The organism is Nostoc sp. JL34 (genome assembly GCF_017114945.1).
GTDB lineage: Bacteria > Cyanobacteriota > Cyanobacteriia > Cyanobacteriales > Nostocaceae > Nostoc.
In genome coordinates, this window is the sequence record NZ_JABXKQ010000135.1 from 80,544 (window position 1) to 96,610 (window position 16,067).

Here is a 16,067-nt window from a genome sequence, read left to right on the forward strand (position 1 = left end):
GACTATGGTCTGGAACAATCTTTTACAGCCTGATTTGATTTTAGAAGGTTCAGTGTTGAACCTAACACCAGATATTATCCAAAAATACGGGCTGAAAGGGCTGGTATTGGATGTAGATGAAACTTTAGTACCCTTTACAGTCGGGATAGCTTCCCCAGAACTACGAGAGTGGGTGAAGCAAATCCGCACTTGTACTGCATTGTGCTTGGTAAGTAACAACCTCAGTGAAGCCCGAATTGGTGGAATTGCGCGATCGCTCAACTTACCTTACTATTTAGGTGCAGCCAAGCCTTCCCGCCGCAAAATTAGAGCCGCACTGAGGGGAATGGATCTACCAGTACATCAAGTGGGAATGGTAGGCGATCGCTTGTTTACCGATGTTTTAGCAGGTAATCGTCTGGGAATGTTTACCATTCTAGTAGAACCGATTGTTCATGCTGATGCGGCTCTCCGCTCTCATCCCGTCCGCAACTTTGAAGTTTGGATATCTGAAATTTTGGGAGCCTCTATTACCCCCAAGAAAAAGAAGATTCACAAAACTTGAAAATCGTCAGGAAAGTAAATCTAAAGAAATGCTTAAGGAATCTTACTGGAACCAAAAAATCGGGGATCATAAGTATTAATAACATGGGGTCAGCCAAAAAAGACCCTAACTCATACTAAGTAAATATACTTCCGTAAAGCGTCAACCTTCACCATAGAGGGATTGGCGCTTTACAATTTCTTTAGTCATTTGTCCTTTGTCATTTGTCCGCTGTCATTCGTCAGTTACTAATGACCCTTCGGGTGACGCTCCTGCGTCGCTATCGCTTCGCTAACGCCAGTTGCTCATGGGGGAAACCCCCAAGACCGCACTGGCTCACCAATGACTAAATGACCAATGACTAATGACCAATGATTAATGACCAATGACTAAAACAATTGTTGTCAAAATCGGCACTTCTAGCCTAACTCAACCAGAAACGGGACAATTAGCACTTTCTACCATTGCTACCTTGGCGGAAACACTCTGCAATTTAAGACGCCAAGGACATCGGGTGATTTTGGTTTCTTCTGGTGCTGTTGGCGTGGGTTGTGCGCGGTTGGGTTTAACAGAACGTCCAAAAGCGATCGCACTCAAACAGGCTGTAGCAGCAGTTGGACAAGGTAGGTTAATTCGGATATACGATGATTTATTTACTACCTTACAACAGGCGATCGCTCAAGTATTACTGACTCGCAGTGACTTGGTACAGCGCAGCCGCTATCTCAACGCATATAACACCTTTCAGGAATTACTGGGATTAGGAGTGATCCCCATAGTCAATGAAAATGATACCGTAGCAATAGACGAACTAAAATTTGGTGATAATGACACCCTTTCGGCATTAGTTGCCAGCTTAGTAGAAGCAGATTGGCTATTTTTGCTCACCGATGTCGATAGGTTATACTCAGCCGATCCGCGTTCCGTACCAGATGCCCGACCGATCGCTCTAGTTAGTAGTATTAAAGAATTAGCTCAATTACAAATCCAAACAAGTTCCCTAGGTTCCCAGTGGGGTACTGGCGGCATGGCAACAAAAATTTCGGCTGCGAGGATTGCGATCGCGGCTGGGGTGCGCACTGTAATTACCCAAGGGCGATTTCCTCGGAATATCGAAAAAATTATCCAAGGTGAACTGATTGGGACGCATTTTGAGCCGCAACCAGAACCAACTTCGGCGCGTAAACGTTGGATAGCTTACGGACTTGTACCTGCGGGGAAATTGTATTTAGATGAAGGTGCGATCACGGCAATTTCTCTAGCAGGAAAATCGTTATTAGCAGCTGGAATTAAGCTAGTAGAAGGAGAGTTTGACACACAGGATGCCGTGCAATTGTGTGACACGAACGGTAACGAAATTGCCAGAGGACTTGTAAATTACAACAGCAATGAATTGCAAAAGATTCGCGGCTGTCATTCACGAGAAATTTCCACAATTTTAGGTTATGCCGGTGCAGAAACCGTGATTCATCGGGATAATTTGGTTTTGACTTAAAATGGAGCGCCGATAATCTAACAGTGTGATAGCAAAGAAGGCAGTTGGTGCATGGAGTAAAAGACACGCGCTCCAAATCCCTCAAGTAGATGAGCCTCACTTTGCTCGGTGTAACCTAAAACTCCCATCCCAGCGGCAACACCTGCACGCACACCCAAAACACTATCTTCTACAACAGTGCAAGATGGAGGTGGAAATCCCATATTTTTAGCTGCATATAAGAATAAGTCAGGTGCTGGCTTCCAACTTCCAATTTGATATGAGCTAAAAATACGTCCTTCAAATCGAGGTAGTAGGTTAGTTACACGCAAAGCTAACTTAATTTTTTCCGGTGGGCCACTAGAAGCAACGCAAATAGGCAGATTAATCTTGTCTAAAGCTGCTTCTATTCCTTCTACAGGACGTAGTTCACGCTCGAATGCTTCAGCAGTACGGGTACGAAGCTGAGTTACAAAATCTGGCGGCATCTTTTTGCCAAGTCTTTGCTCAATGACAGCAACACAATCAGCCATTTTGCAACCCTTAAATAACAAAATAGCTTCTTCAAGTTTCATTGCAAGTCCAAACTCAGCGACAAATTCCACAAGAACGCGATTGCCTAATCCTTCGCTGTCTACCAACACTCCATCACAATCAAAAATAACCAATTTTGTTTGCACTGATCCGCTCCACGCCTCACTCATTTACAAATTCGGGATTTGTCATAGAAGCGAACGTTCCTTACCACTCCCATCGACCGATGTCAGGTGCCGAACCAAAGTAAGGAAGTCCGACATCAGTTCCTCTATCCACCACAAGACTGCGTGACGAAGCCGGCTTGTAGTAAGAGTTCCAACGATCGCCCGTGCCTGTAAATCTTGGATCTCCCTGGATATTTGTCGCATTAACCGCGAATTGAATCTGCCAAGTTGGCTTTGCTGGGTTCGTATTTCTGCGGAGATTATTAGTGAAAGCAATGTTCTTACCTCCTTGCACATCGTCTCCTTGAGAGTTCAAGAACACATTATTTTTGATCGATATCTTGTCTGCGGAGTTAATCTGTAGGCTATTCCCTAAGTTATCGAATACGTTGTTGTGAATCTTGATGTTGGAAGCTGGATCGGGAATGAAGACGGCAGCACTGTTCCCGAAACCAAATTGAACTTTACGAGCGACATTTGCGAAAATATTATTGTGGATATTGATGTCGTGATTTTCTATAGTTCCGCCCCATGCTTTCCCTCCCCAGATCGCAATACCGAAGCCCTTATCCTGAAAGTAGGAGTCGGATATCTCCACTCCGCTCAAGGCAACTTCGATTGACTCCTTAACACTCTGTCCGTCAATATCTTTTATTCGTAAGTTTCGTATCTTGAGATTGCTTGGGTGTGTAGCTGTGGGCTGGTATTCATTCATTATTGAATGATTGACCATCGATAACCACGTATTACAGTTAACATTGTAGATTTGGTTTCCATAACTCAAATTCCAAAGTTCAATGGAAGCATCCTCGCTCCACTGGGAATCAACTTCCGGAACCTGGATGTCGCAATCGTGAATCTTCACGTTACGGATATGACCTACATGCATGAACTTTATGCCGTATCCTTTATTTTCTCGGATAGTAATGTTGTAGATGTTGGCGCCATCTAGCCCTCCAAGTCTCAAGTTCCCGGTAGATGCTCCCGATACTCCATCCGCTGCGGAGTTGATAAATGTGCAATCATATATCGTTGTGTTCTTCATCCACTTTCCCTCTGCAAGCGGGACGTACCACCACATGTTGCCACGGGTAAAAACTGCACCACTGTGCTGGAAGTTTTTGAACGTGACATTATGCGTAGTCACGTTGTTACGATTTTCTACCCAGATACCAGCTTTGATGGTTTTGCTGTTCCCGTCTATGGTGAAGCCACCTAATGTCTGATTACCGTCTGTCGCTTCAATCATCTCGGAAGGAGACCCGTACCGAGGGTTCGAGCCGGAGTAGCTAGGCGAGACAAGCTGAATAATGCTTCCATAATGCCAAAGACTCCAGTCACTGCTGCCAGTATTTACTCCTGGAGCAGGAATCGCACCGTTGCTAGTGATAGTCACGCTTGATTCACCTGCTCCCTCGATATTCACTCCCGGCGGAAGTACCGTCGCTTCCGTTTCCCTATAAACACCTGGGTTCAAATAAATCGTGTAGTTTTGATTCGGTTGAACTTGTTTTGCTGCATACGCCAACGTTCTCAATGGCTTGCTTAGCGATCCATCGCCTCCAGTATCGCTTCCAGTGGGAGATACGTAGGCGTACAAGCTTCTAGTAGATTGGGCAGCCACAATTTTCTGCGTAGTTACTAACTTGGTTGTGACTACAGCTACTAAAACAATAGTAGTTAAAGCTGCGTAGGAAAGAAGGGAGCGTAGAGTCTTTATCATTACTCAAAGCAGGGGAGGGAAAGGCGATGGATGGATGGAAGGGAGCGGAGAAATGAGGAAAGAATGATAAGAAAAAGAATAAAATGTTTTCTACCGTAAGAAATACTACGGCGGGGAAATCTTCCTCGTCTCTGGAAGCAGGAAATAAGGCTACTTGGAAATTTTTATCTAGTACCTATCGATGGATAAGCTGTAAAAAATTTACCATTCCATCTTTCACCTGAGTATTAAGATTTATTCGCCTAAATTTACTCATTTACAAATTCGGGATTGTCATAGAAGCGATCGCCACACCCCCCCACAATGGCGCATCATCCCCCAGTACCGCAGGCACAACTTCAAAATCAATTTCTGGCAAAGCCGTCTCCCGCGCCACCTGACGCACCACCCGCCAAAAATCCTCCCCCGCCTTCGTCACACCGCCTCCCAACACAAAGCGCTGCGGATTCATCAAATTCGCCACATTGCCAATACCCACACCCAGCGCCCAAGCAGCCTTGTGTAAAACTTCCTTTGCCAAACCATCTCCAGCCGCCGCCGCTTCACTTACCAACTGTCCTGTCAGCAACGTTAAATTATTCCCCACCAAACCCCTCAAAATCTCTCCATCTCTGAATTCTCCGCGCCTCTGCGGTTCCTTTTCCAAAATTTCCCTAGCATTTTGCGCCATATAAGGCCCCGAAGCCAAACGTTCCACACATCCCCGCTTCCCACATAAACACACTGGCCCAGCCGCATCTACAACGATATGTCCAATTTCGCCAGCCATCCCACCAGCACCCCGCCAAGGCTGGCCGTTGAGTATCCAACCACCACCTACGCCAGTACTGACAGTAATATAAAACAGGCTATCGTATCCCTGTCCCGCACCAAAGCGATGTTCTCCCAAAGCAGCAATATTCGCGTCATTATCTACATCAATAGGAACGCCAAACTCCTCTTCCAACAAAGCTTTGAGAGGAATATTTTCCCATCCAGCCACATGATGAGATAGTCGCACCGTTCCCGTGGAAGCGTCAACTGGCCCGCCAAAGCTGACACCGATCGCAGCAGGTTTTGTGTCTTGTAGCAGAGAGTAAATGAGCGATCGCATAATTTCCAAGTCAGTGCTAGCATCTGCACCTACTGGCGATAGACGACGTTCATAACGCAACCACTTTCTCGAACCAACATTTACCAATGCTGCCGCCAACTTAGTTCCGCCAAAATCAAGAGCTAAAATTAATGTCATTTACTCACCTTTTCTTGAGTTCAACACTTCGTCAATAAACTGTTGTAATCGTTCATAATGTGAACCTTTCCAATAAATGCGATCGCAGTCTTGGCAACGTTGGAATTGATCAATCTGCGAGCGCACCTTTTCTGGCACTTGTTCAATAATGGATTGCTTATCTACAGATTCTAATAATCCATTGCAACGCAAACACCGTTTAAATGGTGAGATTAATTTAAACAAATCGAAGCGTTGCAGTACTTCTAGGATTTGTTGTTGAGGGTTAGTGTTTCTAACATAATACCCATCCGTTACCAAACTACGCATCAATAGACCTTTATCACGAGTCAAGAGAATCCGCGCTTGAGTATAGGATATTTGGGCTAATTTCTCGTCCTCGTAGTCATTGCGGTATAAAGTATCAAAACCTAAAAGTCGTAAAGATGTCGCCAGCTTCCCCAAATGAATATCTAAAACAAAGCGGATAATACTGAGTGGTTTTGGCAGAACAGAAACGGTTGGTATAATAAAACTCCTAGCTGAAATTGGATAAACATTGATAGTGTCTCTATCGGAAACTATGTAAGAAAAATTTACATATTCACCATTAACATTTATAAAATCCACCTCTGGATGAGGGACACCCAAAGATTCAATCATGTCCTTAATTGAAGCTTTCTCCTCAAAAAAATGAGTAATTCTCACCTGTTTGTGATGTCGTGGTAAAAAATGATTCAATTCTGCATGAAAGTAAAAATATGCGATCGCCATAGCTACAGATATTTGGATTAGTAAGTGCGCCTTTACTAGCAACAATTCATCACAATTGCAAAACTTTATCTATTAAATTGAAGCTATCAATGCTTGTTATAGTAAGATATCTCTACTATAAAATGCCTGTTCACCTTGATTTAAGCAATGTTCTAGAGGCAACAAACTGTAAAGAAGTCATAAAGATTCTTAAATACTTGCATTTCTTATTGACTTCAGTTACAGTCAAAGCAGATGCCTATCATCAAACCCTGACACTATCTTCGGGAAGTTAGATTAGGTAAAACGCTAAATACCAAATTTGTTAATGTTAATGTCAGTGATGCTGCTAATAATTAGTCACTACTTTTGATTATTAACTGATCGCAGATGGAGTACGGGGAAGTAAAGCATTTACCCCTAATTTGACTATTTTATTTTTCTCAGACTATTGAGAATTATTTGCAATATGGATAGTTCGATAGATACATTGAAAGCAGATAGTGTGGAAGAAGTCTTAAAACAGTCTTGGCTTATCAAAGCAGTGGCTATTTATTAAATCTTTCTGCATCTGCCTTTAGGAATATGTTTCTCAGAACAGCAGCACAGAATTATATCTTTATGTGTAAAAACAGGATATGTAACTAGCTATGTAGATAATTTAAGCAAAACTTTAAACAACTAGGTTGCTGCTAGGAATATTTTTGATTGTAGTATCAGCTACATCGATATTGTCAGCAAGTTAATCGTCGGTAACTCTCCAAGTCGCTTTGCGTCTATGTACCAAGTTTAATATATTTGATTTTGCTAAAGAAACCAAGTTTAGAAAAACTGAGTTTCTGCAAATTAAAATTTATTAAATACCAAAGAACAATAAAACTAGATACAAAACTAACGCCACTCATACGGAAAAATATCTCTTGACACTCTTTATCTCTATTGTGGAGAATTTATTAACCGGAAAGACCTCAATCAATAATGATGTTATAAAGTGGCTACCTAGTTTTAACTGGGAAATGAATATTGTTCTTTTTTATCTCCTTTAGCCAAGGATATTGTAGCTAAGAACACAATTGTATTTTGGAATACCTTTTGTCCATAAAATATGCTAATGAGTACAGAGAGATGAATACTTTTTTTTGTTCTGACGATTCACTGCAAGTAGGAGAAGATGTTATTGGTAGTGCCACCAATTATCAAACTTATATTTTAGTTGAGTGTCCTTTACCTTGGACATCAGAAGCCTTTAATTCCAAATGGGTGCCTCAGAATTTGAGGATTTTGGTAGAAGAAGTGAAGCGTGCTAAACTACCGATTAGATTCCTCTTAATTGCTAATGATGTATCACACAAGGTAAATCACACTACGCTTTTGATTTATCAAAAAGAAGAGGGGCTAAGTAATGGATACCATAAGCAAGAGTTTAAGCTAGCAAATATTGAGCAAGTAGCAGGAGTTGTCCAAAAATGGATATGGGGTATCGATTCTAATTTTGAAGTAGAAACTAGTACAACTAGAGATATTTTAGTTTGTACCCACGGTAGCCATGATAAGTGTTGTGCGAGATATGGCGCTCCTTTTTACTTCCATATTACAGCGAGTAATGCTGACTTGTGCTTAGATAATGTGCGAATTTGGAAATCATCACATTTTGGTGGACATAGGTTTGCACCAACAGTCATAGACTTGCCAGAAGGAAGATATTATGGTCGTCTCGATCAAGATTCATTTAGATCGATTTTGACTCGGACTGGCGATATTCAATGCTTACATAAAGTCTATCGAGGCTGGGGAATTCTGCCTGCTGCACTTCAGGTTTTGGAAAGAGAACTAATTCTGTCTAAAGCATGGGATTGGTTTAACTACAAAGTTGCAGGCAAAATTTTAGAGCAAAGTTTAGACAATAATACTATCTTAGCTGAACTAAGTTTTGAACAACCTTCTGGTTCTCTCTACACTTACCAGGCTAAACTTGTGAAAGATGAAACCAAGACTCAACAACTGAAAAGTTCATGCAATGCTACACGAGAGTTGGTAGTTACTAAATATGCTGTCGGTAGTCTCTGGATTACCTCTAGTAAGGTAATGAGTTATAGTACATAAAAGTGGAGAGTTTTTCAACGCAGAGGAACGCAAAGGGAAGCGCAGAGGAACGCAGAGATTTTATTACGAATTTGTACAGCGTTATACTAAATACAACATTTAATTAATTCGTAGCGAACTACATTTAGCAAAATCCTGCATTCCTCTGCATTTAAATGCCAAATTCCCAGTCAAGATGAAGCCATATTTAAGACTTTTCGTAATATTACTTGGTCTTCTAATTTGGCTTTTAAACGACCATTCTCGATATCTCGAATCCAGCTTTGGCTTTTACCTGTGAGTTTTGCCAATTCTCTTTGGGAAAGATTCAAATTTTTTCGTGCTTGCAAAATCTGTTCGCCTAGCAAATCGTTTGTAGGTTTGAGCTTCCTTTTGGCTTTGGCAGTTCTTGTTTTCTTTTTTTCCGATTCTGAGATTTGCTGTTCCCATTCTGGTGGGAGTTCAAAAGCCAAAATCCGCGCATTCATTAGCAGATTCCATTTCCCACGGGGGCCTGTGTCTGTGAGGCGAGTTTCAGCACCACCGTCATTAGTCCAAAATTCCAATGCTTCGTCTGGATCTTCGGGAAGATCAATTAATTTTGCCCACAAAGGTTGAATTTCTGGTGGGTAAGTAACTGGATCGAAAAGCGGTTTCATTCCATAGTGATTGAGAATTTCCAAATCGCTTTCAAAGGTTCTCAGCAGACGTTTGCGTTCTTCTCGTTGTCTGGATGCAAGGGCGACTTTTTCTTCACCGTAAGCAATACGCAGCAAGGTAGGAATGGTAATGCGTTGTTCCTTGCCCATTTTGGTTTTAAATAGCAACCACAGCATTAGTCGAACTGCACCTTCATGTTGCTGCCAAATACTCATGACTGTGGTTAGCAGTGTTTTGGGGAGACTGCCGTATTGATAGAATGCGGTTCGTTCTTTACATGCTTGTTTGTTTAAGAAATATTGTGCCCAAATACCCGCTTTTATTTTAAAAGTTAGCCCAATTAGATATTTGCAGCCGAGATTGTCTTCTTGAAAGTGGTGTTGAATATCTACCAAGTGCCATAAGCGGCTGCTGACAACAGAAAATCCGTTAATTCGACCTTGTTGGGGCCAGTCAATGGAGATAATCAGGGAGCAAGCTTGCTGAACGATATTTTTCATTAAAGCTAGCTTGGCAGCTTTGCTCAAATCTTTGCGTTTCTCCATCCCCAAATATTTCTCGATTTGTCGCTCATCGATCGCAAATTCTTGCTCCCAAGGTTGCTCTAAAGCTGTAGCATAAGCTGCAAAAATTAGATGTATGCAAGCGGCTCTAATGTCAAGCCCCTCAATTGCTGCGATATCTGTGGCCTTGTCGTTAACTTTGAAGGGATCTTGGATGTGAAAAGCGATCGCACCTCGCCCTTGATTTACTTGTCGGCTGTAACTGATGTAGCCTTCTTCATCGGTTTCCCAATGTAGAGATGTGCGCTGGGCTAGGACATTACAAGCTTCCCAAATTGCGATCGCTGAAGCAAATGGATTATTCTTGCCATTAGAAAACAAATCTAAGCTGGTAGCATCTCTCGGTTCAACTTTGCATCTCCCCTTTTTAGACTGCCAAGGAATGGGAGAATTAGTCGGACAAGCTATTACACATTGCGGTTCTGAATAATAGCCCTCACAATTATTACAAAGACCAGGATCAATCCAGTATTCATTGTCCTCTATTCTGATTGCACCCGTAGGACATTGGGGGCGGCAGTTGTCACATCCAACGCAACTGTTGTTAGGAATTGTATAAGGCATTTGGCTCTTTTCCCACTCTAATCGTTGAGATGTCTGTCTCAGTTCTCCCCTGGATGAGTCCTGTTTATTCATGACTCGCTACCACATGATCTTTCTGGCGAGAATAATCTTTTCTCACCACATTCACTTCTCACATCCATATTTGAATTTGTATCCAATTGGAAGCTATTTAAGGCTTTAAAAATGAGCCAAATAAAACTTCTTATTAACTATACATTTCATGAAAAAAATGATTAGTTTGTTCAAACTGAGCTTAGAAAAAAATCTTAACATTTATTTAACTACGTATTCAATGAACATTTTAGCTTTGACCATAAAACCTTACCCAAAGTCTTTTTAGAAAAAATTAAGCCTCTGACAACTGGATATTGTCTAATTTGTTAATGATTTTAATATTTAAGACATGATAATATTCTGCCATAAAGTTTACAGTTCCTTTATAAATTAATTCTGTTCATTCAGGTGACAAAACAATATTTATTTTGTCACCGATTATCTAAATATTTGAATCAAGATAAATTGAGGATTGTTGCTTTATAAAACACATATTGCATATATCATATTGTAAACAATGAACAGTTTATTTTGTATATATGTATACTGTTTATCTAGATTTACCTGCCTAAACAGAAAAGTATTTGAAAAAGAATATCATCACTCTTATAGATATAATTGCATTTGCTGGAAATAAAAATTAAATCGAAGATTATAAACCGGATATACACGAGGTTTTACTCGCCTTCATGGGTTGCAAACTCTGAATATTTCCTTCTCTAAATTCTATGCTCTGCATCGGCATGGCTGATTAGAGGCTGCTTGCATTGAGTCAGAGACTTGATGAATTCGTTCCTATATGGAGTACAGGAATGGGTAACCACTATATATACCAAACATTTATAATAATTATTGGCAATATTTTTCATCTAAAAATTTAAATCAAAACTAATTTTTCATTGTGTTCAAAGTCATCGAATTTTGATGAGATAAAAGTAAGTTTTGAATACAAAAGAATAAAAGACTAGGATAATATGATGATTAATGCACAAACAGATTGATAGGCAAAATTGCCGAGGATTTATTCATGGCACAACTAACAGGTTTGACATTTGGCGGTAAAGCTTGGACACCAAAATTCGCTCAGGAAATCGACAAGGACAAATGTATCGGCTGTGGCAGATGCGTTAAAGTATGCGGGTACAATGTGCTTGGATTGAAGGCACTCAATGAAGAAGGTGAATTTGTGGAAGATGAAGATGATGAAGAAATTGAACGGAAAGTAATGGCAGTTACTTCTCCAGAAAACTGTATTGGTTGTGAAGCTTGTTCACGGATTTGTCCAAAAAACTGCTACACCCATGTTTCATTAAATAATTAAGGTTTTTGGAGTTAGTCAAAATTGTTGTTCGTTGAAGGAGGCACTGTTTGAATAAAGCGCAAATGCGCTAGGCAAGGTAACTTGAGGGGAATAATAAATATTTACTGTAACTCATAAAAAGTTCACAGTAAACAAATCCGTAAATCGCAAACCGTTAGCTATTAACAAATTTAAACTTGCTGCTAATATAGCCTAATCAATATTAGGCCTAACAGTGCCCTTTTGGAACAACTAGCTTTTCTGAAAGTAGGGGGCTAACTTTGTCATAGGAGTTGAAATATAATTTGTAATTTTTTGGGGGAAAGATATGGAAAAAATCTGGAAGTTTCCCCCTTTTTTTATGGCTGCACGTTAGAAAGTTAATAAGTGAAAAGGAAATAGGGAATAGGGAATGGGGAATAGGTAACAATGCCCAATGCCCAGTGACGCCACTTGCTCCACTTGGGGAGACCCCATCGCTTTTAGCGTCTCCCCTTGGGAGAAGACCGCAGTGGCTCCCCAATGCCCAATGCTCAGAAAATAACACCCCTAAAGACGGTTTACAAAGCAGGTAGCATGTATGCAACAAATTCCTGTTTCACTATGGACTCTGGTTGCTGGAATAGTAGTTACAGCAATCAGCATTTGGATTGGTCAAAACCACACTCTCATGCCGGTGCAGGCATCGTTACAAGCGCCTTTGGTAGACGGTTTTTTCAACGTCATGTTTACCATTGCGATCGCATTCTTCTTGGTGGTAGAAGGAACAATTCTAGTTTTTTTGGTTAAGTTTCGTCACCGTCGCGGTGATGATACTGATGGGTTACCAATAGAAGGTAACGTTCCCTTAGAAATCTTTTGGACAGCAATTCCAACGGTAATTGTCCTCGGTTTGGGCATCTACAGCGTAGATGTTTTTAACCAAATGGGCGGCTTTGAGCCTGCGGGTCATCCTCATTCAGCAGCTCATGTTGCTCATCAGCCGGGAACTGCGATCGCTGCTACATTAAGCGATGCTTCTGAAGCAACAACCGCCCCATCAATTGCCCCAACAATTGGGATTGGCGCGTCCCCTCAAACCCTTAACAAACCAGCCGACTTAGTTGTTGATGTCAAAGGGATACAGTACGCCTGGATATTTAATTACCCTGATAGTGGCATTACCTCTGGAGAATTGCACATTCCCGTCGGTGCTGATGTGCAACTCAACCTTTCAGCACAAGATGTAATTCACTCATTCTGGGTGCCAAACTTTAGGCTGAAGCAAGATGCACTTCCTGGTATCCCTACCGAACTACGATTTGTCGCCACCAAACCAGGTACATATCCCGTAGTTTGTGCTGAGTTGTGCGGTGGTTATCACGGTTCAATGCGGACACAGGTAATTGTCCACACACCGGAAGAATATGATAGCTGGCGGACAGAAAACCAGATTGCTCAACAGCAAAACCTCAATCAAGTCGTTGCAATTAATCCCGCCGACTTATCAACATCAGAGTTTCTCGCGCCCCACACCCATGATATGGGAATTAGTGCAGCAACTTTAGAGTCAGTAGTCATGAGTCATTAGTCTTTGGTCATTAGTCTTTGGTCATTAGTCATTAGTAACTGACAAATGACACAAAACAAATGACAAAAAACAAAAGACAAAGGACAAAAGACAAATGACAAATGACAAAGGATAAAAATATGACGCAGGTAGAATTTCCCCGGAATACTCCACCAGAAGAAAATAAACCGGAAATGGTGGCTGGCCACACCTCCCATCCGAAGGCGTGGAAATGGCAAGACTATTTTACATTTAATGTCGATCACAAGGTTATTGGTATCCAATACCTCGTGACGGCGTTTGTGTTCTATCTCATCGGCGGACTGATGGCTGTTGCTCTCCGTGTCGAATTAGCAACACCAGATGCAGACTTCCTCGACCCCAATCTGTATAACGCTTTCATGACCAATCACGGGACGATCATGATCTTCCTGTGGATTGTCCCTAGCGCCATTGGGGGATTTGGTAACTATTTGGTGCCGTTGATGGTCGGTGCCAGGGATATGGCGTTTCCGAAGCTGAACGCGATCGCCTTTTGGTTAAATCCCCCAGCAGGTGCGCTCATTTTAGGGAGTTTCATTTTTGGCGGTTCGCAATCTGGTTGGACAGCTTACCCACCTTTGAGTTTGGTGACAGCACCAATCGCTCAAACTATGTGGATATTAGCGATCGTTTTGGTGGGAACTTCTTCAATTTTGGGTTCACTCAACTTTGTGATCACCATTTTGATGATGAAGGTTCCTAGCATGAAATGGGATCAAGTGCCCTTATTTTGCTGGGCAATCTTGGCAACCTCTCTGCTGGCGCTACTCTCCACACCTGTATTAGCAGCCGGTTTAATTCTGCTGTTGTTCGACCTCAACTTTGGTACTTCCTTCTTTAAACCAGATGCGGGCGGTAACGTTGTAATTTATCAACACTTATTCTGGTTTTATTCTCATCCGGCAGTATATTTAATGATTCTGCCGATCTTCGGCATTATGTCGGAGGTAATTCCAGTTCACTCCCGCAAGCCAATCTTTGGTTATAAAGCGATCGCTTATTCTAGTGTAGCCATCTGCGTTGTGGGTTTGTTCGTCTGGGTACACCACATGTTTACCAGTGGCACACCCGGTTGGATGCGGATGTTCTTCACCATCTCCACTCTCATAGTTGCAGTTCCCACTGGCGTGAAGATTTTTGCCTGGGTTGCTACACTTTGGGGTGGTAAAATCCGCTTTACTGGTGCGATGCTTTTCGCCATTGGCTTGTTGTCCATGTTTGTCATGGGCGGTTTAAGCGGTGTGACGATGGGAACAGCCCCCTTTGATGTTCACGTCCACGACACATATTATGTTGTCGGACATTTCCACTACGTTCTGTTTGGTGGTTCCGTGTTTGGCATCTACGCCGGTATTTATCACTGGTTCCCCAAAATAACCGGACGAATGCTGAATGAAAACTTGGGACGCATTCACTTTGCCCTCACCTTCATCGGCACTAATCTTACCTTTTTACCCATGCACGAGTTGGGTTTAAAAGGAATGCCGCGACGAGTGGCAATGTATGACCCCCAATTCATCGACCTGAATCAAATTTGTACCTTTGGTTCATTTGTCTTGGCGGTATCGGTAATTCCCTTCACCATCAACATGATCTACAGTTGGCTAAAGGGGCCTTTAGCAGGTGATAATCCTTGGCAAGCTTTGACCTTAGAATGGACAACTAGTTCACCACCTGCAATTGAAAACTGGGAAGTGTTGCCAGTTGTCACTCATGGGCCTTATGACTACGGTCATGTTCATAGTACTGAAGTCCAGCCATCTGCAACACCGGAAGCTAGTGCTTAGTTAGTAGAGTGAGTAATGCGATCGCTCTCAAGGTGACTACAAGTTTTATTCATTTGAGTTCAGAACTCGAAAGGCCGAGCTTGGAACTCGAAAGGCCGAGTTCAGAACTCGAAAGGCCGAGCTTAGAACTCGAAAGGCCGAGCTTGGAACTCGAAAGGCCGAGTTCAGAACTCGAAAGGCCGAGCTTAGAACTCGAAAGGCCGAGCTTGGAACTCGAAAGGCCGAGCTTGGAACTCGAAACTCCGAGCTTGGAACTCGAAACTCCGAGCTTGGAACTCGAAACTCGGAATTTTGAGAATCCCTGAACAAGTTAAGAGTTGGGTTAAATAAGGATTTTGGATGAGGAATGAAAATTTTGCCGCTTCAGACTTCATTCTTCATTCAGGCTTCCACAACAGACGCAGCGGATAATATTGTCAAAAATCTATGACTATAGCTACAACGACGAGCGAAGATCACAGTGCAGGACACGAAGAACATCCAGATTTAAGAGTTTGGGGACTTTTGACATTCCTCGCTTCTGAATCCCTGATGTTTGGAGGATTTTTTGCCACCTATTTATTTTTCCGAGGTACGACAGCGGTTTGGCCTCCAGAAGGAAGTGAAGTAGAACTACTTGTGCCGACGATTAACACCATTATTTTGGTGTCCAGTAGTTTCGTTATTCACTTCGGTGATACAGCGATTAAAAAGAATAACGTCAAGGGAATGCAACTGTGGTATGCAATTACTGCACTCATGGGGGCAATTTTCTTGGGTGGTCAGGTTTATGAGTACTCAACATTAGGATACGGTCTGACTACCAACGTCTTCGCCAACTGCTTTTATATCATGACAGGGTTCCACGGTTTGCACGTTTTTGTGGGGCTGTTATTGATATTACGTGTATTGTGGCGATCGCGTCTTCCGGGTGAATATTCTGCAACCAATCATACTTTCATCGAAATGGCAGAAATTTACTGGCACTTCGTAGACATTATTTGGATTGTTTTATTCACCTTAGTGTACCTTCTTACTTTGTTTTAAAAGGGAGTGGGGCATTGGGCATTGAGTTATTCGCCTAGTCCCCAATCCCCAGTCTC

At 42.1% G+C, this 16,067-nt stretch carries 12 protein-coding genes; 7 read left to right on the forward strand and 5 right to left on the reverse strand.

Annotated features, from left to right (window positions below):
- The first annotated feature begins 4 nt into the window (after positions 1-4).
- Entirely contained in the window at positions 5-544 is a 540-nt protein-coding gene (locus HWQ44_RS24485; RefSeq protein WP_292724196.1) for a YqeG family HAD IIIA-type phosphatase, read from the forward strand.
- A gap of 364 nt (positions 545-908) precedes the next feature.
- Positions 909-2,018 carry a glutamate 5-kinase gene (proB, locus tag HWQ44_RS24490; protein WP_292724199.1) on the forward strand — a complete coding sequence of 370 codons (1,110 nt, stop codon included), beginning with the start codon at positions 909-911 and terminating at the stop codon, positions 2,016-2,018.
- Positions 2,019-2,035: 17 nt separating this feature from the next.
- Here proB and HWQ44_RS24495 read toward each other — a convergent pair whose 3' ends face one another.
- The 4 genes from HWQ44_RS24495 to HWQ44_RS24510 all read right to left on the reverse strand — a co-directional run bounded on the left by HWQ44_RS24495 (position 2,036) and on the right by HWQ44_RS24510 (position 6,405).
- Complete coding sequence (locus HWQ44_RS24495) at positions 2,036-2,677, reverse strand: HAD family hydrolase (RefSeq protein ID WP_292724202.1); 642 nt, start codon at positions 2,675-2,677, stop codon at positions 2,036-2,038.
- Between the two features lie 61 nt (positions 2,678-2,738).
- Positions 2,739-4,226 carry a hypothetical protein gene (locus tag HWQ44_RS24500; RefSeq protein WP_292724204.1) on the reverse strand — a complete coding sequence of 496 codons (1,488 nt, stop codon included), beginning with the start codon at positions 4,224-4,226 and terminating at the stop codon, positions 2,739-2,741.
- 451 nt (positions 4,227-4,677) lie between these two features.
- The gene (locus HWQ44_RS24505) at positions 4,678-5,652 is read right to left on the reverse strand and encodes an ROK family protein (protein ID WP_292724205.1); all 975 of its coding nucleotides are present in this window, start codon (positions 5,650-5,652) and stop codon (positions 4,678-4,680) included.
- Positions 5,653-6,405, reverse strand: a complete 753-nt coding sequence (locus HWQ44_RS24510; RefSeq protein WP_292724254.1) for a Mut7-C RNAse domain-containing protein — start codon at positions 6,403-6,405, stop codon at positions 5,653-5,655.
- Positions 6,406-7,509: 1,104 nt separating this feature from the next.
- On the opposite strand from HWQ44_RS24510, the gene HWQ44_RS24515 reads away from it, so the two are divergent.
- The gene (locus HWQ44_RS24515; protein ID WP_292724206.1) at positions 7,510-8,487 is read left to right on the forward strand and encodes a sucrase ferredoxin; all 978 of its coding nucleotides are present in this window, start codon (positions 7,510-7,512) and stop codon (positions 8,485-8,487) included.
- Positions 8,488-8,657: 170 nt separating this feature from the next.
- On the opposite strand, the gene HWQ44_RS24520 is transcribed toward HWQ44_RS24515, so the two are convergent.
- A complete protein-coding gene (locus HWQ44_RS24520; RefSeq protein WP_292724256.1) occupies positions 8,658-10,253 on the reverse strand; it encodes a helix-turn-helix domain-containing protein in 1,596 nt (531 codons plus the stop codon).
- A gap of 1,081 nt (positions 10,254-11,334) precedes the next feature.
- Between HWQ44_RS24520 and fdxB the strand changes: the two genes are divergently transcribed.
- From fdxB to HWQ44_RS24540, 4 genes are all read left to right on the forward strand, one after another.
- Positions 11,335-11,628, forward strand: a complete 294-nt coding sequence (gene fdxB / locus HWQ44_RS24525) for a ferredoxin III, nif-specific (protein WP_292724207.1) — start codon at positions 11,335-11,337, stop codon at positions 11,626-11,628.
- 559 nt (positions 11,629-12,187) lie between these two features.
- A complete protein-coding gene (locus tag HWQ44_RS24530) occupies positions 12,188-13,177 on the forward strand; it encodes a cytochrome c oxidase subunit II (protein WP_292724209.1) in 990 nt (329 codons plus the stop codon).
- Between the two features lie 119 nt (positions 13,178-13,296).
- Positions 13,297-14,985 carry a cytochrome c oxidase subunit I gene (gene ctaD / locus HWQ44_RS24535; RefSeq protein ID WP_292724258.1) on the forward strand — a complete coding sequence of 563 codons (1,689 nt, stop codon included), beginning with the start codon at positions 13,297-13,299 and terminating at the stop codon, positions 14,983-14,985.
- 426 nt (positions 14,986-15,411) lie between these two features.
- The gene (locus tag HWQ44_RS24540) at positions 15,412-16,011 is read left to right on the forward strand and encodes a heme-copper oxidase subunit III (protein ID WP_292724211.1); all 600 of its coding nucleotides are present in this window, start codon (positions 15,412-15,414) and stop codon (positions 16,009-16,011) included.
- Positions 16,012-16,067 lie beyond the last annotated feature (56 nt).

What these genes read in the sequence shown, in the direction of transcription:
- HWQ44_RS24530 (WP_292724209.1), top strand. Translation starts at nt 12,188, where the DNA reads ATGCAACAAATTCCTGTTTCACTATGGACTCTGGTTGCTGGAATAGTA.
- fdxB (WP_292724207.1), top strand. Translation starts at nt 11,335, where the DNA reads ATGGCACAACTAACAGGTTTGACATTTGGCGGTAAAGCTTGGACACCA.
- HWQ44_RS24520 (WP_292724256.1), bottom strand. Translation starts at nt 10,253, where the DNA reads ATGCCTTATACAATTCCTAACAACAGTTGCGTTGGATGTGACAACTGC.
- proB (WP_292724199.1), top strand. Translation starts at nt 909, where the DNA reads ATGACTAAAACAATTGTTGTCAAAATCGGCACTTCTAGCCTAACTCAA.
- HWQ44_RS24485 (WP_292724196.1), top strand. Translation starts at nt 5, where the DNA reads ATGGTCTGGAACAATCTTTTACAGCCTGATTTGATTTTAGAAGGTTCA.
- HWQ44_RS24540 (WP_292724211.1), top strand. Translation starts at nt 15,412, where the DNA reads ATGACTATAGCTACAACGACGAGCGAAGATCACAGTGCAGGACACGAA.
- HWQ44_RS24505 (WP_292724205.1), bottom strand. Translation starts at nt 5,652, where the DNA reads ATGACATTAATTTTAGCTCTTGATTTTGGCGGAACTAAGTTGGCGGCA.
- ctaD (WP_292724258.1), top strand. Translation starts at nt 13,297, where the DNA reads ATGACGCAGGTAGAATTTCCCCGGAATACTCCACCAGAAGAAAATAAA.
- HWQ44_RS24515 (WP_292724206.1), top strand. Translation starts at nt 7,510, where the DNA reads ATGAATACTTTTTTTTGTTCTGACGATTCACTGCAAGTAGGAGAAGAT.
- HWQ44_RS24510 (WP_292724254.1), bottom strand. Translation starts at nt 6,405, where the DNA reads ATGGCGATCGCATATTTTTACTTTCATGCAGAATTGAATCATTTTTTA.